Here is a 19,713-nt window from a genome sequence, read left to right as displayed (position 1 = left end):
CCAACCCCCTCCTGCACGCGGCTCCCGCCCGCCACACTGGTCGTATGGAGGTCCAAGCGGTGTCCCACGAACCCGACGTGCGGGTGCTGGTCGTCGACGACCAGGAGCCGTTCCGGCGAGCCATGCAGGCGGTCGTGGAGGCCACCAGCGGGTTCACCGTCGTCGGCACCGCGGCATCGGGCGAGGACTCGGTCGAGGTGGCCCGCGAGCTGCAGCCCGAGCTCGTGCTGATGGACGTCAACCTGCCCGGCATTGACGGCATCGAGGCGACCCGGCAGATCCTCGCCGAGGGCAATGGCACGGTCGTGGTGCTGCTGTCCACGTACGACCGCGACGACGTCGACCTCGCCGGCTCCGGCGCTTCGGACTACGTCCCCAAGGGTGCTTTCGGACCGGACCGGTTGATCGAGGCGTGGACCTCAGCTCACCGGGACGGCTGACCGCTCGGATTCTCGCGGCAGCCGGATGATGATGCGGCCGGCGCTGTCGTCGAAGCTGCCGCGCAGCGTCTCGACGTGGTCGATCATCGACTGCCGTGCCGCCGCATCGAGATCGGTGCCGGTGAGCTCGACCTCGAGGGCGTCGGCGTCCGGCGCGACGCGCAAGGTCATCGCGCCGACGCCGCCGTACATGACTGCGTGGGTGCAGCAGAAATAGGCAGTCGCCTCGACCCGGTCCGGCCAGCGTGCTGCCGAGACGGCGGGCTCGATGGTCAGCGTCGTGTCTGTCGTGACCCGTCCCACGTACGATGTCAGGGCCGAAGCCAGCCCGCTGCGGGTGAGGAGAGTCGGGTGCAGGCCCTTCGTCAGGTCCCGCAGCGACTCGAGCGCCGTCGTGGCGTCCGTGACGAATCCCGCAGCCTGCTCTGCAGTCGGACCGGTGTCCGGCACGGCGGCGAGGCCGGCGCGCAGGTCGTGGAGCCGCGAGAGCACCTCGTGGGAGATCGCGAGCTCGAGACGGTGTCGCTCGGAGTCGCTCGCCCGGATGAGCCGGCCTCGTGATGCGGTCAGCTCCTCGGTCTGCTGATGCAGCTGCTGGACGTGCGCGCCCAGGGCCACCTCGAGGCGCACGTTGCGGAACGCCACGGCAGCCTGGTCGGCGATGTCGCGCAGCAACCGCTCTTCGTGCCGGCGCAGGTTGCGGGTTGCCGGGAGCCGGACCCGGATGGCGCCGACCTCGCCGGCCCGGTCGGCGACCGGGATCTCGATCCAGTCGCCCGCCGAACCACGCCCGGCCGCTCGCGGGGTCCACGAAGCCGATCGCTCGGCGCCGTCCGGCAGGTCGAGCCGGACCGTCGACTCCAGTGCCGAGCTGGCGAGCCCGGCCGCCTCGGCGACGGCCGGCAGCAGCTCGTGTGGAGCGGGGCTCTCGCCGGCGCGGCGGCTGAACTCGGCGAGGGCGTCATAGGGTTGCGCCCGGCGGCCGTACGCCAGCCGGTCCGCCAGTCGCACGATCCAGCGGCGCAGTGGCTGGAAGGCCAGGGACACGATCGCCGTGATCGCCAGCGAGAGCCCGAAGCTCTCAGCTTCTCCGTCGAGTCGGTCCCCGACCGCCACGACGGCGACGACGTACGCGCCGGTGACGAACGCCGTCGCACAGGCCAGCGCGACGGCACGACTGATGATGATGTCGAGGTCGTAGAGCCGGAACCGCAGGACCGAGATCGCGATGCTCGCGATCAGCGCGACGTACGAGAGGTAGAGCGGGATGCTCGTGACGGGCGACTGGTCGCCGCCCGAGATCAACGACTGATACAGGAGGATCGCGGTGAGGGCGATCGCCACGAACGCCGCCGCTGTGACGACCCAGCGCAGCTGCTGGCGAGCCTCGCCCTGCGAGCGTCGCAGCCGGACGACCATGCTCACGACCCCGATGATCAGGGCGCCGGCCGTGAGCAGGATCCCGATCGAGGCCAGCAGCTCGCCCGTCGACGTACCCTCGGACGCGTCGGCCCTGCTCACGATGTCGGACGGCGGCGTGATCAGCAGTCCCGCCAGCGACAGGGCGTATCCGAGGCACGCCACCCAGACCACGGGCCGCCAGCGACGGGAGACGAGCTCCCCGTCGGGAACCGTCAAGAAGATCACGCCGAGGACGCTGAGCGCGAACGGCCCGCCGAGCCCGAGCGCGACGCTCGCCGCGAGCTCGCCGGCCGACGTGGAGCCGGGACCGTTCTCGTGGATGACCCAGTGGCTGTAGGCCTCGGCGAGCAGGGAGATCGACGTGGTCACCCCGACGATCGTGAGCAGCCAGCCGATCAAGTGACGGGGATAGGTCATGACGATGACCGCTCCCAGCACGGAGCATCCGAGCCCGGCGAGGTCGACGAACGGCCATCCGTGCAGTCCCAGCGTGTCGGTGGACCACAGCGAGCCGTACGCCGATATGACCAACGTGTCACCGATGACGCACAACGCCGAGACTAGGGCGAGCGACCACACCATGGCGCGAGTCATGCGGGACCATCCAGTCGTACGCGTGCCGTGACGATCGTCCCCTCGGGTGACGCCTCGATCGCGATCGTTCCGGCGACCGCGTCCAGCCGATCGCGCATGTTGCTCAGGCCGGAGCCACCCGGGGTGGCGTCGACGTCGAAGCCGGTGCCGTCGTCGGCGACTGTCGCGAGCAGCTCGCCGTCAGCCTTGCGGAGCGTGACGCGTACGCGCGACGCCCCGGCGTGCTTGAGTGCGTTCTGGATCGCCTCGAGGCAGCAGAAGTAGACCGCGAGCTCGACCTCTGGGTCGAACCGTCCCTGCGTCTCGTCCACGACCTCCACCGGTGTCGTCGCCGTTGCAGTGGCGGTGGTGAGGGCCTGCCCGATGCCGTGGTCGCTGAGCGCACCGGGGTAGATGCCGCGGGACAGGTCGACCAGGGTCTCGATCGCCAGATCCGTCGCCTCGACCTGCTCCGAGACGACCTTGGCGGCAGCCTCCGGCGCGGACTCGCTGAGCGTCTGCGCGAGGCGCAGGTTGACGGCCAGCGCGACGAGGTGTTGCTGGGCGCCGTCGTGGATGTCGCGCTCGAGCCGGCGGCGTTCGGTGTCCTGGGCCTCGACCACCCGGCCACGGGAGGCGCGCAGCTCATCGGCGCGGAGCGACAGCTCCTCGAGCCGGCTGGCGAGCTCGGCCCGCAGCCGAGCCCCGTGGAGCACCAGGCCCGCCTGCGACGCGAGGCCGTCGAACAGGCGTTGCTCGACGGGGGTCAGCGGCTGGTGCGGGCGCTCCTGGATCCGCAGTGCGCCGAGGGTCTCGCCGGCGAGGCGGACCAGTAGTGTGCGCTGCCCGTTCGGCGTCGACCCGGCGCTCGTCGGCTCGTACGGCTGATCGGCGGCGCCCTCGGGCCAGGTGGCTGCGAGCACGGGCGTGTCCCCGACGAGGAGCCACACCTGGGCCCAGGCGGCCCCGGTGCCCTCGGCGAGGACTCGAGCCATCGTCGCGGGCACCTGTTCGTCGTGCGACTGTGTCACGGAGGCGGAGAACCGGCTGAGGACGTCGTACGGCAGCTCGCGTTCGCCCGTCACGACCCGGCGTGCCCACCTCTGCAACGCGGCCTGCACCGGGCCCAGGCCCAGTGCCACGATCAGCGTCGCGAGGATCGACAGCGTGGTGTCGGGTGACGACGTGTGCCCGATGAGCATCCCGCCGCCGACGACCGTCACGACGTACACCGTGCCGACGAACACCAGGAGACCCGCGCCGACGAGGACGGTCTCGACTCGGTCGGGAGGCAGGCGTCGCTGGGTCACGAGCGCGGTCATGGCGCGAGTCTGCTCCCGTTCACGCCCTTGGGGGGAGGGCGTTGACCGTACGCAGGGGTGGGGTCAGCCGCACGAATGCGTCGTGGGCGGGCGTCAGGAGGTGGCTTCGACATACGCCAGCACCGCCATGACCCGTCGATTGAGCTCACCCTCCTCGACGAGGCGCAGCTTCTGGAACACCGAGCTGATGTGCTTCTCGACGGCTCGCTCGCTCATGTAGAGCGTCTTGGCGATCGTGGCGTTGTTGCGGCCGGTCGCCATGCACTCCAGCACCGCCCGCTCCTTCTCGGTGAGACCCAGCAGGGGTGACGACTGCTCGCTGGCCTTGCGAGCCATCAGGCCCTCGACGACCTTGGGGTCGAGTGCTGATCCGCCGCGGGACACCTCGTGCAGCGCGCGGACCAGCTCGTCGAGCTGAGTGATCCGTTCCTTGAGCAGGTAGCCGAGCCCGGCCACGCCGTCCTCGAGCAGCTCGAACGCGTAGTCCTCCTCGACGTACTGCGACAGGACGACCACGCCCGTCTCGGGGTGTTGGATGCGGATCTGCTTGGCCGCCACGATGCCCTCGGTCGTGTGCGTCGGCGGCATCCGGATGTCGGTGAGGACCGCATCGGGCTTGTGGATCGCGACGGCCTTGAGCAACGCCGCAGGGTCCTCGACGATCTCGACCAGCTCGATGTCGTCGACCTGGCCGAGCAGAGCTGAGACACCCTCGCGTACGAGGTAGTTGTCGTCTGCGAACACGACTCGCAGGACCATTCTCGGAGACTACCCCAGCGGGGTGCCGGCGGAGGCGGGATTGCAGGGAACACCAGCGCGGCCGGCCCCCGAGGGGACCGGCCGCGCCAGTGATTCTGTTGGTGATCCTCAGACGAGGACCTTCTCGCCTTCCTCGAGGAACTTCTCGTCCTCTTCGGTGAGCTCGCTGTCCACGTGGCCACCTTCCAGGTCGATGTTGGGCAGGAGACGATCGAGCCACTTCGGCAGCCACCAGACGCGGGCGCCCAGCAGGCTCATCGCCGACGGCACGAGGACCATCCGGACCAGCGTCACGTCGAGCAGGACCGCGACGGCCAGGCCGACACCGAACATCTTCGCGGTGACGTCGGCCATCAGGATGAACGATGCGAAGACGCTGATCATGATGAGCGCGGCACTCGTGATGACGCGTCCCGTGCTGGCGACGCCTTCCACGATGGCCTTCTTGGCGTCGCCGTGACGGGTGAACTGCTCCCGCACCCGGCTCAGCAGGAAGACCTCGTAGTCCATCGAGAGTCCGAACAGGATCGCGAACATCAGCATCGGTGCGAGCGGCATGATCGGGACAGATCCTTCGACACCGATCAGGTTCGCCGCCCAGCCCCACTGGAACACCGCGACGATGACGCCGTACGCGGCTCCGACACTCAACAGGTTGAGCACGGCTGCCTTGAGCGGCACGAGCACCGAGCGGAACACGAGCATCAGCACGAGGAACGACAGTCCGATGACGGCTCCGAGGAACCAGGGCATGCGATCCTGCAGGCGGTTCGAGACGTCTTCCGACATCGCCGTTCCACCAGTGACCATCGGCTCGACCTTGCTGTCACCGATGGCGTCGGGGAGCACGGTGTCGCGCAGACGGTGCAGCGTGTCCGACGTCTCCGCGTCCTGAGGTGCGCTCGTCGGCGTGACGGCGATGATCGCGATGTCCTTGCCCTCGTTGAACGCGGGCTCCTGGACGGAGGCGACACCCTTGGCCGAGGCGAGTGCCTTGGCGACCCGAGCGACAGTTGCGTCCGTGTCAGATGCGCCATGCGTCTCGAGCACGACCTGGAACGGGCCGTTGGTGCCCGGACCGTAGGCGTCGGCCATGATGTCGTACGACTTGCGGGTCGTCGTCGAAGCGGCGTCGTTGCCGGAGTCGGTGAAGCCCAGGCGCATCGAGAACACCGGAGCAGCGAGCACACCGAGGATGAGCGTCGCGACGATTCCGTAGCGAACCGGGTGCTTGACGACCCGAGCGGCCCAACGAGCCGAGCCGGAGCTGGGATCGTGCGCAGGACGCTGCTTGATGAACGGGATCTTCGCGGCGTTGACCTTCTTCTTGACGATGCCGAGGATCGCGGGCAGCAGGGTGATCGCTGCCAGCATCGTGATCAGGACCATCAAGGCAGAGGCCCAGCCCATGACCGTCATCATCGGGACACCGGAGACCTGGAGGCCTGCGATGGCGACGATGACCGTGACGCCGGCGAACAGCACCGAGAGTCCTGCCGTCGAGTTTGCCTGGCCGATCGCCTCGGGGACGGTCATGCCGTCATCGAGGTTCTGGCGATGCCTGGACAGGATGAACAGTGCGTAGTCGATACCGACACCGAGGCCGAGCATCATGCCGACGATGTTCGCGATCTCAGGAACGGCAATCATGCCGGACATGATGCTGAGCGAGCTGATGCCGATCAGGAGGCCGAACAGCGCCGTGACGATCGGGATGCTGAGGGCGACGAGCGAGCCGAACGCGATCGCGAGGACCACGACGGCCACGATGATGCCGATCTTCTCGCTGCTGGGCTCCTTGGCTTCAGCCTTGGCGTACCCGAGGGTGCCGTCGTACTCGACCTGGACGCCTGCGTCGCGGGCGACCTTGGTCGATGCGGCGGCTTCCTTGAACTGAGCGGCGCTGATCTTGTCCCCGTCGTACGCGACGGTCGCAAAGGCCGTCTTGCCGTCGTCACTCAGCGTCGGACCACGCGGGTCGTAGGGGCTGTTGACCGATACGACCTTGTGGCCCTCGGCCAGCTCGGTCACGGTCTGCTCGATCGCCGCCTTGGTGGCTGGATCCTCGAGACCCTTGTCCGAGTGGAAGATGACGTTGGAGGTGTAGACGGTCTCTTCGGGGAACCTGTCGGCTACGGCGTCGGCAGCGCGCTGCGACTCCGCACCGGGAATGTTGAAGCTCTCGTCCGGCGATCCGCCGTGCGAGGAGCTGAGCATGAAGACCGAGATGCCGACGACGATCCACGCCGCCAGGACGCGCCACGGGTGGCGTCCGGCGAAGTGACCGAGTCGGTAGAGAATGCGGGACATGATGGAGCCTTTCCTTTGAACGGTTGAGCTCCGAACCGGGCGGCTGGTGCTCTGACTCTTCGACAGTAGGAAGATCAGAGGGTGCCGCGGCAGGGCGTTGTCCGACCGCTCGCAGGGGTCCGGCGCCGGGTTTCCCGGTCCTCTGCCAGGGGGTGACCACCGACAGGGAGGGGGGCTAACCCCCGCTCGCGCTCAGCTGCTGGGCTGCTCGGCCAGGTGCGGCAGGATCAGCTCGTCCCACAGGTCGACCTGGTTGTGCCGGAAGAACCCGAAGTGGCCCATGCGGTCGACGCCCAGCTGCTCCGGCGTGAAGCGCATGTGGGTGGTGTCGACGGCGGTGTGGAGCGCGTCGAGCGTGCTGATGCTCGTCGCCGACATGAGCTCGTCGTCCGTGAACGACACCGACGCCATGGGGATGTCGACCGCGGCGAATCGCTCGCGCATCTCGGGCAGCTCGCCGAGCAGATAGTCCGGATCCATGCACCAGCGAGCCCACTGGCGCATGACGTTGGCCGGCAGGTCACCCAGGATGCGCAGCCGCTTGCCGGGGAAGTAGCCGGCAACGGCCATCGCGGCTGGGGCGATGACCTTCCACAGCAGCGGAGCCTTGCGGCGAGCGCTCGGCGTGTTGTGCCTCCAGTAACCCGTGCCGGCCGCGACGCTGATGGCGCGATCTGCCTTGGTGTGGTCGGCGAATGCGAGAACTTGACCACCGAGGCTGTGGCCGAGCCAGGTGACCGGCCGGCCCTCGGCTCGTACGTGGGCATGCTCCAGTGCGTCGCGGGCGTCGTGCGCCCAGCGGACGAGGTCGTTCTCGACCTCGCGCATCGGTCCGTCGAGCGAGTCGCCGTACCCGCGGTAGTCGAAGGTCATGACGGCGAATCCACGATCGCGCAGCCACGAGGCGAAGGTCGCGTAGTAGGCCGCGGTGGTCGCCATCGCGGGCACGATCAGGACGACGCCGCGAGCCTCATCGCTGGGCTCGAACCAGCGGCCGTGCAGCTCGTAGCCGTCGTCGGCCCGGAAGGTGATGGTGTCCCACAGCTGCTGCTTTATAACATTCGTCATAGATCTGACGCTAGGCTATGACAACTGTCATAGTCAAGGAGCTATGCTTCCGGTATGCCACTCGATCCCCGCACCAAGATGGTTGCCGGCGCAGCGCAGCTGATCGGCGAGCGCGGCGTCGGCGCGACGAGCGTCCGGGAGCTCGCGAAGTTCACCGGCGCACCGCTGGGCTCGACCTACCACTACTTCCCGAGGGGCAAGGACCAGCTCGTCGAAGAAGCCGTCGCCTGGGTCTCCGGCCGTGTGGAGAAGGTCCTGGCGAGGGCGAGCGAGGGTGGTGCGCTGGCTGCGCTCGACGCGTTCATCGCCAACTGGCGGGAGTTCCTGAGCAGGAGTGACTACGAAGCGAGCTGCCCGGTGCTCGCCGTGGCGACCGAGGACACAGCGACGGCCGGTCCGGCGAGCGAGGTGTTCAAGACCTGGCAGGGCATGCTCGTGCCGGTGCTGCGCGCCGACGGGGTGGCTCCCAAGCGAGCCGAGCGGCTGGCGTGGCTGATCGTCGGCAGCCTCGAGGGGGCTGTCGTCATGGCCCGCAGCCAGCGCAGCCCTGAGCCGCTCGAGGCGGTGGCCGCGGAGCTCCGCGTGCTCATCCGCGACGCCATCAAGTCCTGAGGGCTTTTTCGACATCGGTCCAGCCGCGGGCCCGGGCCTTGAGGCGTACGTCGCCCAGCAGCGTCGTGAGCCCGGCCGCGCGCTGCTCGACCGCGGTTGTGGCCTCGGACCCGATGTCCTGCAGCAGTGTGAACGCCACCTCGCCGTCGTCGCGCTGTGCCCAGCCGCCGACGATCCGGCCGTCGACCCATACGGTCGGCCCGGCGTTGCCGTTGATGTCGAAGAGCCGCTCGCGGTGCGGCCCGAGCACGAAGTCCCGGTGCTTCCAGCCCATCGACGACGGGTCGAGCGCGGGCAGGAGTGCGACCCAGGGCCCTGGCGCCTCGACCGGCCCGACGTCGTCTGCAAGGACCAGACCTGGGCCGCCGTCGAGCTCGACCTCGACCGTCGCGAGCGGCGCGACCGCGGCCCGCGTGCGGGTCTTGGTCCAGCCGGTCCACCACTGCAGGTCGTCGAGCGTCGCCGGCCCGTACGCGTGCAGCCACAGACGGGCGAGCTCGGTGATCGCCGTCTCGAGGTCGGGCAGCTCGCCGAGGTCGCACCAGGAGCTCATGGTGCTCCAGCGGAACTGCGTCGAAGTCCACCCGCCGCGCGGTCGCGTGCGGACGACCTTGCCCTCGGCCGAGAGGATCGTCATGAGCCGGCTCGCGACGGTGGGCGTGGCGACGAAGTTGCCGCTGCCGAGCTGCACTCGCGTCGCGAGGAGCGGGTCCGCCCGCGCGAGCTCTGAGCTGGTGACCTCGCCGGCCGCTTCGATCGCCGAGAGCGCCACCAGCTCGGCGCGGTCGATCCATGCCTGGAGGTCGCCCGAGACACCCACTGCGGCGAGCGACTTGACCAGGAGCTTGCGCTGCTGGATCGCGACCAGGTCCGACGCGCCCACGAGGCAGGCGCCGGCGACATCACGCGGCACCGCGAAGACTGTCCGCCGCATCGACAGCACGCGTACGAGGTCACGGTCGTCGTAGAGGGCGCGTTCGACGTCGGCTGGAGTCGCATGGTGGGTGCGGGCCAGCGCCGACAGGACGGTCGAGGCGGGGTCGGTGCCGTGCAGGGCGACGACGGCCCGGGCCGCTTCGGTCACTGATGCCGCGCGATGATCGTCGGCCAACGCGTGGCGTCGGCCCAGGCGTGCTCGGCGCTCGGCGTCGGAGATCTCGTGCATACCGGACAGCGTGGCATCGCCCGCCTACAAAACCGCGGAAGGCGTTGGTGCGTGAGGCGACGCACACTGTCTCGATTCGTGGAACAACTGGCACCGCTGGGAGACTTGTACACGTGGTGACCATCGTCGAAAGCTCCCCCCAGACGAGCGTGAGCACCAAGCACCTGACTCTCGCCCTGCTCGCGCTTGCCCTCGGCGGGTTCGCGATCGGGACGACCGAGTTCATGTCGATGGGCCTGCTCGAGAAGATCGCCGACGGCATCCACAAGTCCAATGCGACGACCGGCCACATCATCACGGCGTACGCCTTGGGCGTCGTCGTGGGCGCGCCGGTCATCGTCTCACTGGGCGCCCGACTGCCCAAGCGCGAGCTGGCGATCGGCCTGATCCTGGCGCTCGGCATCGGCAATGCGATCACCGCTATGGCCAGCGGCTACGTCCCGGTGCTGATCTCGCGTTTCGTCGCGGGGCTCCCGCACGGCGCCTACTTCGGGGTCGCGTCCCTGCTGGCGGCCTCGCTCGTCCGCCCGGAGTTCAAGGGCCGCGCGGTCAGCTCGGTCATGCTCGGCCTGTCCGTCGCCACGGTCGTAGGCGTACCGGCGAGCATCGCCCTCGGGCAGCACCTCGGATGGCGCAGCGCCTACTGGGTCGTCCTGGCACTCACGATCGCCACGGCGGCCATGATCTTCGCCTTCGTGCCGCACTCGCCGGCCAACGGCGAGGCGTCGCTGCGGAGCGAGCTCTCCGCGCTCAAGCGGCCGCAGGTGCTGTTCGCGGTCTCGGCCGGGATGATCGGCTTCGGGGGACTGTTCGCGATGTACACCTACATCTCACCTCTGGTCACCAAGGTCGCCGACCAGCCGGAGGTGTGGGTGCCCTGGTTCGCGCTGGTCTTCGGCATCGGCTCTGTCGTGGGCTCGTGGGCTGCGGGTGTGCTCGCCGACTGGAACATCGAACGCTCGGTCCTGTACGGGTTCGCGGCCACCACGGCGGCCCTCGTGGTGTTCTTCTTCGCCGCTCCGCACGTCATCCCGGCGATGATCATGGTGTTCGCCGTCGCGCTCATCAGCTCGGTCGTCGCGATCAACCTGCAGATGCGGCTGATGCACGCCGCCGGCGACGCGCAGATGCTCGGGGCCGCCCTCAACCACTCGGCGCTCAACACCGCGAACGGTCTCGGCGCCTGGCTCGGCTCTGCTGCGATCGCCGCGGGCTACGGCTATCGCGCCGCCAGCCTGGTCGGCGCTGCTCTGGCTGTCGCCGGGTTCGCGATCTTCGCGATCGGCCTGGCCTACCAGCGCCGATCCGTCGACGCCTGACCCCGTCAGCCGGTCGTGCGCACGCGCCCCATCAAGGCGTCCTGCATCGAGCGGGCCGCGAGGTGGAGCTCTGCGGTGACGGCCGCGACTCCCGGCCGGCGAGACGCCTCAGGCCGGGCGACGAGCCAGTAGTCCAGCCCGACCTCGATGCGCTCGGGCAGCAGTCGCACGAGGTCGTCGTGCCGGTCGGCCATGAAGCACGGCAGCAGCCCGAGGCCCGCACCGGCTCGCGTCGCCTCGACGTGCACGAACACGTTGGTCGACGTCACGGCGTCGACCATCGAGGGCACGAAGCTGCGAGCCACGTCGAGGTCATCGACCTGGAGCATCGAGTCGATGAAGTAGACCAGCCCGTGGTCGGCGACCTCCTTCACGGTCTGCGGCGCGTCGTGTGACGCGAGGTAGTCGCGGGATGCGTACAGCCCCAGGACGTACGGGGCGAGCCGGGTCGCCTCCGCCCGGTGCACCTGGGGTTCCCCGACGACGATCTCGATGTCGAGGCCCGTACGTTGCTGGGTGGCCCGTCGGGTCGCGGTGACGATCTCCATCGCCAGGCCGGGATGCCGCTGACGAAGTCGTGCCGCAGCCGGCGCCGCGATGTAGGCGCTGAAGCCGTCGGTTGCCGACAGCCGCACGACGTCGTCGAGGGCGTCGCTGTCGCCCGGGCCGGCGGTCAGCTCACGCAGTACGGCGTCGAGTCGCTCGGCTGCCTGGAGCGCGTCCTGCCCCAGCGGCGTCAGCTCCCACCCGGCGGGCCCGCGTGCGAGGACGCGCCCGCCGAGACTCTTCTCCAGTGCGGTGATGCGGCGCGAGACGGTCGTGTGGTTGAGTCCGAGGGCTTCGGCTGCGGTAGTGAACCGGCCGCTCCGGCCAACCTCGAGGAGCACCAGCAAGTCGTCCGCGCTGGGCAGTGCGGGGCGGGGCATATCTGCATTCTTGCAGATCCACCTTGCGACATTGGCGATTGCGTGTGCGCCTGAATGCACCCAGACTCGTCGAGGTCAGTGAATTTGTGTGCTGCGTCACAGTCGGAGGCAATCATGACGATCCAACGTTCCACCCCAGCCGGGTCAACCACCCAGAGCGGTCTCAAGAAGATCGTGGCGGCGTCGATGGCCGGCACCGTCGTCGAGTGGTACGAGTTCTTTCTCTACGGCACCGCTGCGACCCTGGTGTTCAGCAAGGTCTTCTTCCCCGCCCGTGACAACCAGCTCGACGCGATCATCGCGGCCTTCATCACGTACGCCGTCGGCTTCGCTGCCCGGCCCATCGGCGGTCTGGTGTTCGGCCACTTCGGTGACCGGCACGGCCGCAAGAAGCTGCTCCAGTTCAGCCTGCTCCTCGTCGGCGTCGCGACGTTCGCGATGGGCTGCATCCCGACGTACAGCAGCATCGGCTACCTCGCACCTGCGCTCCTGGTCGTCCTGCGATTCATCCAGGGCTTCGCGATCGGCGGCGAATGGGGCGGTGCGGTGCTCCTCGTGGCCGAGCACAGCCCCGACGACAAGCGCGGCTTCTGGGCCAGCTGGCCGCAGGCCGGCGTGCCGATGGGCAACATGCTGGCGACCCTCGTCCTGCTCGGTCTGACCTCGACGCTGTCCGACGAGGCATTCCTCAGCTGGGGCTGGCGAGTGGCGTTCTGGCTGTCCGCCGTCATCGTGCTGGTCGGCTACTACATCCGCACCACGGTCACCGATGCCCCGATCTTCCTCGAGGCGCAGAAGGAGGTCGAGGAGACCAAGGCCGAGTCCTATGGCGTGTTCGAGGTGCTGCGCCGCTATCCCCGAGGCGTCCTCACGGCGATGGGCCTGCGATTCGCGGAGAACGTCATGTACTACCTCGTCGTCACGTTCTCGATCACCTACCTCTCGGTCGTGGTCGAGACCGACACCGACGACATCCTCCGCCTGATGCTGCTGGCGCACCTCGTGCACTTCCTGGCGATCCCTCAGGTCGGCCGGCTGTCCGACCGGATCGGACGACGACCGACGTACGCGGTGGGCGCCCTGCTCGCCGGGACCTGGGGCTTCTTCGCCTTCCCGATGATGGACTCGGCGCACGACCCGACGATCCTGCTGGCGATCACGCTCGGCCTGCTGATCCACGCCTTCATGTACGCCGGCCAGCCCGCCATCATGGCCGAGATGTTCCCGACGCGGATGCGCTACTCGGGGGTCTCGCTGGGCTACCAGGTGACGTCGATCGCGGCTGGCTCGCTCGCTCCCATCATCGCCACGGCCCTGTTGCGGAAGTACGACTCGTCGGTCCCGGTGGCGTTCTACCTGCTGGCCGCCTCGGCCGTCACGATCATCGCGGTGGCTGTGACGCGCGAGACCAAGGGCGCCTCGTTGCAGGCCATCGACCGGGCCGACGCCGTGGCTTTCGAGCCCGCTTCTCGCGCATGAGTGGCCTGACCGGTCGGCGGGCTCTCGTGACCGGCGGTGCCGGGGGAATCGGCGCGGCGATCGCGCGGGACCTCGCCGGGCGCGGAGCCAGCGTGACGGTGGCGGACATCGATGAGACAGCGGCCAAGGAGCTCGCGCACGAGATCGACGGCGAGGCCTGGACGGTCGACCTCACGGACGCGGAGTCGCTGTCGGATCTCGCCCTCGAGGTCGACGTCCTGGTCAACAACGCGGGCTTCCAGCACGTCTCCGCGATCCAGGACTTCGACCCCCTCGTGCTCCACCGCATGATGGCGCTCATGGTCGAGGCGCCGTTCCTGCTCGTGCGGGCCGCACTGCCGTACATGTATGCCCGAGGCCACGGCCGCATCATCAACATGTCGTCGGTGCACGGGCTGCGGGCGTCGCCCAACAAGGCGGCATACGTGACCTGCAAGCACGCCCTCGAGGGGCTGTCGAAGGCCACGGCGCTCGAGGGCGCCGCTCACGGGGTGACCAGCAACTGCGTCAACCCGGGCTACGTGCGCACGCCGCTGGTCGATGCGCAGATCACGGCGCAGGCCCGGTCGAACGGCATCGCCGAGACCGAGGTCGTCGACGAGGTCCTGCTCGCCGGGACACCGATCAAGCGACTCGTCGAGCCGGAGGAGGTGGCGTCGCTGGTCGGCTACCTGGCGTCCGACGATGCCGCGATGATCACGGGCGCGTCCTCGACGATCGACGGTGGGTGGAGCGCCCGCTGACGGTCAGCCCCTGACCGGTTCGACGCCCGCCTGGGGGCGGAGCCAGACGTCGTCGCCCTCGTGCAGGCCCAGAGCCGTCGCCTCGGCGCGCGTCACGACGACCTGGATGGGGTCGGGGTGCAGCTTGTCGTCCGGGGTGACCTCGAGGCGGATCTCGAAGCCGACCCTCGTCCATCGGGTGATCCGGCCGCTGGCCGTGGCGGCTTGCTCGTAGCGCGAGATCTCGATGTCGTGCGGGCGGATGAGGTTGTCGCCGAGCCGGGTGACCGGACCGAGGAACGACAGCACGAAGTCGCTGGCCGGCCGGTCGTACAGGTCATCGGGGGAGCCGATCTGCTCGATCCGCCCCTCGTTGATCACGACCAGGCTGTCGGAGACCTCGAGCGCCTCCTCCTGGTCGTGCGTCACGAACACGGTCGTCACGTGCACCTCGTCGTGCAGGCGCCGCAGCCAGTCGCGCAGCTCCTTGCGGACCTTGGCGTCSARCGCACCGAACGGCTCGTCGAGSAGCAGCACGCKCGGCTCGATSGCGAGSGCCCGGGCGAGSGCCAYGCGCTGSCGCTGGCCGCCGGAGAGCTGCGAGGGCAACCGGTCGGACCACTGCTCGAGGTGCACGAGCTTGAGCAGCTCCTGCACGCGGTCCTTGACCTCGTCCTTGGGGCGCTTGCGGATCTCGAGGCCGAACGCGATGTTCTTGGCGACCGTCATGTGCTTGAACGCCGCGTAGTGCTGGAACACGAAGCCGACATTGCGCTTCTGCGCCGGCACGTTCGTGGTGTCGACGCCCTCGATCTCGACCGACCCGCTGTCGGAGGACTCGAGGCCCGCGATGATGCGCAACAGCGTCGACTTGCCGCCGCCGCTGGGTCCGAGCAGAGCCGTGAGCTGCCCGCTGGGGATGCTGAGGTTGATGTCCTCCAGTGCGACGAAGTCGCCGAAGAACTTGTTGATGCCGCGGATCTCAATCCCCATCGAGGTTCTCCTTCGGTCGGAGCACGGACACGACCACGAGGGCCGCGACCGCGATCAGTGCAAGCAGGAAGCTCGTGGCGTACGCCGTGCCCTGCTGGAAGTCCTGGTACTTCTCCTCCACGCTGAGCGTGGCGGTCTGGGTCTGCCCGGCGATGTTGCCGGACATGATCTTGACGGCGCCGAACTCGCCGAGCGAGCGGGCGAGGCTCAGCACCACACCGTAGACCAGTGCCCACTTGACCGACGGCAGCGTGATGCGGCGGAACGTCTGCCATGGTCCGGCCCCGAGGCTGCGGGCCGCCTGCTCCTGGTCCGTGCCGATCTCGTGGAGCACCGGCACGAGCTCGCGGATCACGAGCGGCAGGCTGACGAATGCCGTCGCCATGATGATGCCGGCCGGCGCGAAGGCGATCTGCAGTCCGGCGTCCTGCAGCGTCGGCCCGAGCAGCCCGTTGTTGCCGCCGTATGCCAGCAGCAGCGCGAGACCCACGACGATCGGCGACACCGACAGCGGCAGGTCGATCAGCGCCGACAGGATGCCGCGTCCCGGGAAGTCGTAGCGCACCAGCAGGAGTGAGACGCCGACGCCGAAGATCGTGTTGATGACCACCGCCCACACCGCGCAGTAGACCGTGAGCTGCAGCGAGAACACGACGTCGGGGTCGCTCAGCGCGGTCTGCAGGTTGCCGAGCCCGCCGGCGAAGGTGTGCTGGACGACGAGCGACACGGGCCAGACGACGAGGAGGAACAGGTAGCCGATGACGAGCGCACGCCGTACGTACGTGCCCGTGGTCTTGACGGGCCTCATCCGGCTAGCCACGCCGTGACCCATCGACGACGCACGTTGCGCGCTGGCGTGACGACACGAGGTAAACGGTGTCCTGAAGAGTCGAAGTCCTAGCCACGCTTGGCCACCGCATTCGTGAGGACCTGCAGCAGGATGATCGCGATCAGCGCGACGGCGAGCAGCAGCACCGCGACCGAAGCCGCGGCGGCCTCGTTGCCGTTCTCGATGTAGGTCAGGATGCGCACCGAGGCGACCTCGGTCTTGTTGGGCAGGTTGCCCGAGAGCAGGACCAGCGAGCCGTACTCGCTGATGCCGCGCGCGAACGAGAGGGCGGCACCTGCGGTGATGGCCGGGGCCAGTGCCGGCAGCAGGATGCGGCGCAGGGTCGTGAACCGGCTGGCGCCGAGTGATGCCGCTGCCTCCTCGACCTCGGGGTCGAGCTCGAGGAGGACTGGCTCGACGGTCCGTACGACGAACGGCAGCGTGACGAACAGCAGTGCGAGGAACACCGATCGCTCCGTGTTGGCGACGTTGATGCCGATCGGGCTGTCGGGGCCGTAGAGGCTCAGCAGCACCAGGCCCGCCACGATGGTCGGGAGGGCGAACGGGATGTCGATGATGACCTCGAGCAGGCGCTTGCCGCGGAAGTCGTCACGCACCAGGACCCACGCGATCAGGGTGCCGAACACGACGTTGACCACGGTGACGATCAGCGCCTGGGTCACGGTCAGGCGAAGGGCTGCGGCGGTCTGGGAGTTGGTCAGGGTGTCCCGGAACGTGCCCCAGCCGTCGTCGGCCGACTGGATCACGACGAGTGCGAGCGGGATCAGGACGAGCAGGCTGAACCAGGTCAACGCGACCCCCAGGCCGAGGCCTGAGGATCGCGTCAGCGACGTGGCGCTCCGGGTGCGACGCTTGCGCGCCACACCCGGAGCAAGCGGGATCTCGGTCGTCACGACTTCCCGGACTCCGCGATGATCTTCGTGATGATGCCGCTCTTCTCGTCGAAGAACTTCTTGTTGACGGCCTCCCAGCCACCGAACGTCTTGTCGATCGTGAACAGCTCGTCGACCTTGGGGAAGGGGTTCGCCGGGTCGTTCGCGCCCTTGACGGTGCCGACATCGACACCCTGCACGGACTCGACGGGACGGAAACCGTACTGCGCGAAGATGCCCTGGCCCTCGGGGCTGATCGCGAAGTCGAGGAACTTCTTGGCCGCGGGGGCCGCCTTGGTCGTGACCGCCGCCGGGTTCTCGATCAGCAGGTTCTGCTTCGGCACGACGTAGTCGACGTCCTCACCGCTCGCCCGCGCGAAGATCGCCTCGTTCTCGTACGACAGCAGCACGTCGCCCGTGCCGCCCTGGAACGCCGTCGTCGCGTCGCGTCCGCTGCCGGGCAGAGCCTTGACGTTGGCGAACAGCTTCTTGAGGTACGCCTGCGCGTCGGCCTCGCTGCCGCCGTTGGCGATGACCGACTGGTACGCCGCGAGGATGTTCCAGCGCGCCGAGCCCGAGGAGCCCGGGTTGGGGGTCACGATGCCGACGCCGGGCTTGGCGAGGTCGGCGAACGACTGGATGTTCTTGGGATTGCCCTTGCGGACCACAATCGCCACGACGGACGTCGACAGGATGCCCTGGTGGTCGTTCTGGTCCCACGACTTGTCGACAAGTCCCTCGTCGACGAGACGGGTGACATCCGGCGCCAAGGAGAAGTGCACGACGTCGGCCTTGAGCCCGCCGACGACGGCGCGGCTCTGGTCACCCGAGGGGCCGTACGACTGCTTCCACGTGACGCCCTTGCCGGGGTCGGTCTTGGCGAACGCCTTCTCGAGGGCGCCGTCCGCAGCCTTGGGCACGGAGTAGGCGACCAGGGAGAGCGTCGACTTCTCGCCGGCTGAGCTGGTCGTGGAGGACGAGGACGGCGCACAGGCCGTGAGGACCGCCACGCTTGCCGCGATCGCGACTCCGGCCATCAAGTTCCTGCGGGTGATCGTCATCGTCCTGCCTTCGGTCCTGGCACGCCATCTGCGTGCTTCGGACTTCAAACTAGGGGCGCGGGCGGGGCGTTTGAGCAAATCTCAAGATGCGAGACGCGTGCCTGCATGGCGAGATGGCGCAGGTCACATGTCCGGACCGCGCCGGGCCCCGCCGCGCCCGCGATTTGTGAGCTGGGAAGCGCTAACCGCCTCGCTTACCGCCTGCAACTCAACAAATCGCGGGGTGGGCTCAGCTCAGTCCGCCGCGGGCACCGGCTCGGCCGCCACTGGGACGGCACTGCCGTGTCCTGCGTGGGACGGCTTGGCGAAGAACAGCACCAGGACGAAGCCGACCGCGAACGCGATGATGGGCAGCAGCAGTGACTGCGCCATCGCGTCCGAGAACGGGCCCTGGATCTGTTCCGGCATCCTGGTGCCCGACGCCTGTACGCCGTCGGACGAGCTGCCGAGACCGCTGGCGGTGAGCCGAGCCTGGATCAGAGCCGCGACGGCGGCGCTGCCGAGGACCGCCCCGATCTGGCGGGTCGTGTTGTAGACGCCGGCGCCGGAGCCGGCGGAGCTCATCGGCAGGTTGCGAGTCGCGGTGGCCCCCAGCGGCGCCCACATGCAGGCGTTGGAGACGCCGAACAGCGCCATGGGGAGGAGCATCTGCCAGACCGGAGTGTCTGGATCGATGATCAGCGCGAGCCAGCCCATGGCCACCACGGCGGTGCCGAAGCCCACCATGGTGATGTTGCGCGGGTGGACCCGGTCGACGAGCTTGCCGACGAACGGCGACAGGATCATCAGCACGACCGCCATGGGTGCCATCAGCAAGGCGGACTCTGTCGGGCTCCAGCCGCGGGCACCCTGGGCGTAGAACTGGAACGGGAGCGCCATCGCGGTGATCGCGAGCGACACCATCGCAATGCCGCCGTTGCCCAGCGAGAAGTTGCGATCCCGGAAGAGTCCGAGCGGGACCAGCGGCTCCCTGCGGATGCGGCCCTGCCACCAGATGAATCCGGCGAACACTGCGACGCCGAGGGCGATCAGCAGCGGAACGCTGATGATGCCCGTGATCTGGCCCCAGTCGTACTTCTCGCCCTCCTGGATGCCGAACACGACGAGGAACACGCCGATGCCGCTCAGCGCGACCCCGATCCAGTCGAATGTGTGGGTGTGGGTCGGGAGGGTCGGAACGATTCGCCAGGCGAGGACGAAGCCGACGATGCCGACGGGGACGTTGATGAAGAAGATCCACTCCCAGCCGAGGCTGTCGACGAGCACGCCGCCGAGGATCGGGCCGACGAGGGTCGCGACACCAGCGGTGGCGCCCCACAGGGCCATGGCGCTGCCGCGCTTGGCCGCGGGGAACGTACGAGTGATCACGGCCATGGTCTGGGGCGTGATCAGCGAGGCGCCGATGCCCTGCACGACGCGCGCGAGAATCAGCATCTCGATGCTGCCGGTCAACCCGCACCACAGCGACGCGAGCGTGAAGATGGTCAGGCCGACCAGGTAGAGGTTCTTGGGGCCGAACCGGTCGCCCAGTCGCCCCGTCACGAGCAACGGGACGGCGTATGCCAGGAGGTAGGCGCTGGTGACCCAGATGACGCTGTTGACGTCGGCGTCGAGGTCCGTCGAGATCGCCGGCGTCGCGACCGAGACGATCGTGTTGTCGACGAGGATCATGAAGAAGCCGATGACCATGGCCCAGAGGGCCGGCCACGGCCGGTAGTCGTCGGGCAGGTCTGTCGTCACGCCTTGGGTGGTTGCCATGTGAGTTCCTTGGTCTTGGTGCTTCGGTTGCCGGCTGCCTCGGCAGATCCAAGTTAGTGACG

17 protein-coding genes are annotated in these 19,713 nt (G+C 68.6%); 5 read left to right on the top strand and 12 right to left on the bottom strand.

Annotated elements, in window-relative coordinates; all coding sequences use genetic code 11:
* Positions 1–44 precede the first annotated feature (44 nt).
* Positions 45–440, top strand: coding sequence for a response regulator (locus AC1DVU_RS21955; protein WP_476924595.1), 396 nt, complete (start codon positions 45–47; stop codon positions 438–440).
* Here AC1DVU_RS21955 and AC1DVU_RS21950 read toward each other — a convergent pair.
* From AC1DVU_RS21950 to AC1DVU_RS21930, 5 genes are all read right to left on the bottom strand, one after another.
* Positions 420–2,456 carry a hypothetical protein gene (locus tag AC1DVU_RS21950; RefSeq protein ID WP_476924594.1) on the bottom strand — a complete coding sequence of 679 codons (2,037 nt, stop codon included), beginning with the start codon at positions 2,454–2,456 and terminating at the stop codon, positions 420–422. The two genes, AC1DVU_RS21955 and AC1DVU_RS21950, sit on opposite strands and share 21 nt — an antisense overlap.
* A complete protein-coding gene (locus AC1DVU_RS21945) occupies positions 2,453–3,757 on the bottom strand; it encodes a sensor histidine kinase (protein ID WP_476924593.1) in 1,305 nt (434 codons plus the stop codon). The genes AC1DVU_RS21950 and AC1DVU_RS21945 overlap by 4 nt, the downstream gene beginning before the upstream one ends.
* 93 nt (positions 3,758–3,850) lie before the next feature.
* The gene (locus AC1DVU_RS21940) at positions 3,851–4,516 is read right to left on the bottom strand and encodes a response regulator transcription factor (RefSeq protein WP_476924592.1); all 666 of its coding nucleotides are present in this window, start codon (positions 4,514–4,516) and stop codon (positions 3,851–3,853) included.
* 108 nt (positions 4,517–4,624) lie between these two features.
* Positions 4,625–6,826, bottom strand: a complete 2,202-nt coding sequence (locus AC1DVU_RS21935; protein ID WP_476924591.1) for an MMPL family transporter — start codon at positions 6,824–6,826, stop codon at positions 4,625–4,627.
* Positions 6,827–7,018: 192 nt separating this feature from the next.
* Positions 7,019–7,894 (bottom strand): alpha/beta hydrolase family protein, encoded by an 876-nt coding sequence (locus AC1DVU_RS21930; protein ID WP_476924590.1) that lies wholly within the window; start codon positions 7,892–7,894, stop codon positions 7,019–7,021.
* Positions 7,895–7,948: 54 nt separating this feature from the next.
* Between AC1DVU_RS21930 and AC1DVU_RS21925 the strand changes: the two genes are divergently transcribed.
* Complete coding sequence (locus AC1DVU_RS21925; protein WP_476924589.1) at positions 7,949–8,506, top strand: TetR/AcrR family transcriptional regulator; 558 nt, start codon at positions 7,949–7,951, stop codon at positions 8,504–8,506.
* Here the strand turns inward: AC1DVU_RS21925 and AC1DVU_RS21920 are convergent.
* Complete coding sequence (locus AC1DVU_RS21920) at positions 8,496–9,671, bottom strand: winged helix DNA-binding domain-containing protein (RefSeq protein ID WP_476924588.1); 1,176 nt, start codon at positions 9,669–9,671, stop codon at positions 8,496–8,498. The two genes, AC1DVU_RS21925 and AC1DVU_RS21920, sit on opposite strands and share 11 nt — an antisense overlap.
* Before the next feature lie 113 nt (positions 9,672–9,784).
* Between AC1DVU_RS21920 and AC1DVU_RS21915 the strand changes: the two genes are divergently transcribed.
* Positions 9,785–10,990 (top strand): MFS transporter, encoded by a 1,206-nt coding sequence (locus AC1DVU_RS21915; protein WP_476924587.1) that lies wholly within the window; start codon positions 9,785–9,787, stop codon positions 10,988–10,990.
* A gap of 5 nt (positions 10,991–10,995) precedes the next feature.
* On the opposite strand, the gene AC1DVU_RS21910 is transcribed toward AC1DVU_RS21915, so the two are convergent.
* Positions 10,996–11,916, bottom strand: coding sequence for a LysR family transcriptional regulator (locus tag AC1DVU_RS21910; protein ID WP_476924586.1), 921 nt, complete (start codon positions 11,914–11,916; stop codon positions 10,996–10,998).
* Between the two features lie 114 nt (positions 11,917–12,030).
* Between AC1DVU_RS21910 and AC1DVU_RS21905 the strand changes: the two genes are divergently transcribed.
* Together AC1DVU_RS21905 and AC1DVU_RS21900 are read left to right on the top strand one after the other, a co-directional pair.
* The gene (locus AC1DVU_RS21905) at positions 12,031–13,395 is read left to right on the top strand and encodes an MFS transporter (RefSeq protein ID WP_476924585.1); all 1,365 of its coding nucleotides are present in this window, start codon (positions 12,031–12,033) and stop codon (positions 13,393–13,395) included.
* Positions 13,392–14,138, top strand: coding sequence for a 3-hydroxybutyrate dehydrogenase (locus AC1DVU_RS21900; protein WP_476924584.1), 747 nt, complete (start codon positions 13,392–13,394; stop codon positions 14,136–14,138). The genes AC1DVU_RS21905 and AC1DVU_RS21900 overlap by 4 nt, the downstream gene beginning before the upstream one ends.
* A gap of 3 nt (positions 14,139–14,141) precedes the next feature.
* Here the strand turns inward: AC1DVU_RS21900 and AC1DVU_RS21895 are convergent, their stop codons facing one another.
* The 5 genes from AC1DVU_RS21895 to AC1DVU_RS21875 form a co-directional block, all read right to left on the bottom strand.
* Positions 14,142–15,110, bottom strand: coding sequence for a sulfate/molybdate ABC transporter ATP-binding protein (locus AC1DVU_RS21895; RefSeq protein ID WP_476924583.1), 969 nt, complete (start codon positions 15,108–15,110; stop codon positions 14,142–14,144).
* On the bottom strand, positions 15,100–15,918 hold the full coding sequence (locus AC1DVU_RS21890) for a sulfate ABC transporter permease (RefSeq protein ID WP_476924582.1): 819 nt from the start codon (positions 15,916–15,918) through the stop codon (positions 15,100–15,102). Before AC1DVU_RS21890 ends, AC1DVU_RS21895 begins: the two co-directional genes overlap by 11 nt.
* A gap of 89 nt (positions 15,919–16,007) precedes the next feature.
* Positions 16,008–16,853, bottom strand: coding sequence for a sulfate ABC transporter permease subunit CysT (gene cysT / locus AC1DVU_RS21885; protein ID WP_476924581.1), 846 nt, complete (start codon positions 16,851–16,853; stop codon positions 16,008–16,010).
* Positions 16,850–17,893 carry a sulfate ABC transporter substrate-binding protein gene (locus tag AC1DVU_RS21880; protein WP_476924580.1) on the bottom strand — a complete coding sequence of 348 codons (1,044 nt, stop codon included), beginning with the start codon at positions 17,891–17,893 and terminating at the stop codon, positions 16,850–16,852. Before AC1DVU_RS21880 ends, cysT begins: the two co-directional genes overlap by 4 nt.
* Positions 17,894–18,127: 234 nt before the next feature.
* The gene (locus AC1DVU_RS21875; RefSeq protein WP_476924579.1) at positions 18,128–19,651 is read right to left on the bottom strand and encodes a DHA2 family efflux MFS transporter permease subunit; all 1,524 of its coding nucleotides are present in this window, start codon (positions 19,649–19,651) and stop codon (positions 18,128–18,130) included.
* Between the last annotated feature and the right edge of the window lie 62 nt (positions 19,652–19,713).

Source organism: Aeromicrobium sp. P2_G6 (assembly GCF_056403535.1).
Note: the sequence above shows the minus strand (reverse complement) of the source record. Positions and strands in the feature narration are given on the sequence as shown.

Coding starts and splice junctions, on each gene's coding strand:
- AC1DVU_RS21955 (WP_476924595.1), top strand. CDS start 45: ATGGAGGTCCAAGCGGTGTCCCACGAACCCGACGTGCGGGTGCTGGTC.
- AC1DVU_RS21950 (WP_476924594.1), bottom strand. CDS start 2,456: ATGACTCGCGCCATGGTGTGGTCGCTCGCCCTAGTCTCGGCGTTGTGC.
- AC1DVU_RS21945 (WP_476924593.1), bottom strand. CDS start 3,757: ATGACCGCGCTCGTGACCCAGCGACGCCTGCCTCCCGACCGAGTCGAG.
- AC1DVU_RS21940 (WP_476924592.1), bottom strand. CDS start 4,516: ATGGTCCTGCGAGTCGTGTTCGCAGACGACAACTACCTCGTACGCGAG.
- AC1DVU_RS21935 (WP_476924591.1), bottom strand. CDS start 6,826: ATGTCCCGCATTCTCTACCGACTCGGTCACTTCGCCGGACGCCACCCG.
- AC1DVU_RS21930 (WP_476924590.1), bottom strand. CDS start 7,894: ATGACGAATGTTATAAAGCAGCAGCTGTGGGACACCATCACCTTCCGG.
- AC1DVU_RS21925 (WP_476924589.1), top strand. CDS start 7,949: ATGCCACTCGATCCCCGCACCAAGATGGTTGCCGGCGCAGCGCAGCTG.
- AC1DVU_RS21920 (WP_476924588.1), bottom strand. CDS start 9,671: ATGCACGAGATCTCCGACGCCGAGCGCCGAGCACGCCTGGGCCGACGC.
- AC1DVU_RS21910 (WP_476924586.1), bottom strand. CDS start 11,916: ATGCCCCGCCCCGCACTGCCCAGCGCGGACGACTTGCTGGTGCTCCTC.
- AC1DVU_RS21905 (WP_476924585.1), top strand. CDS start 12,031: ATGACGATCCAACGTTCCACCCCAGCCGGGTCAACCACCCAGAGCGGT.
- AC1DVU_RS21900 (WP_476924584.1), top strand. CDS start 13,392: ATGAGTGGCCTGACCGGTCGGCGGGCTCTCGTGACCGGCGGTGCCGGG.
- AC1DVU_RS21890 (WP_476924582.1), bottom strand. CDS start 15,918: ATGAGGCCCGTCAAGACCACGGGCACGTACGTACGGCGTGCGCTCGTC.
- AC1DVU_RS21880 (WP_476924580.1), bottom strand. CDS start 17,893: ATGACGATCACCCGCAGGAACTTGATGGCCGGAGTCGCGATCGCGGCA.
- AC1DVU_RS21875 (WP_476924579.1), bottom strand. CDS start 19,651: ATGGCAACCACCCAAGGCGTGACGACAGACCTGCCCGACGACTACCGG.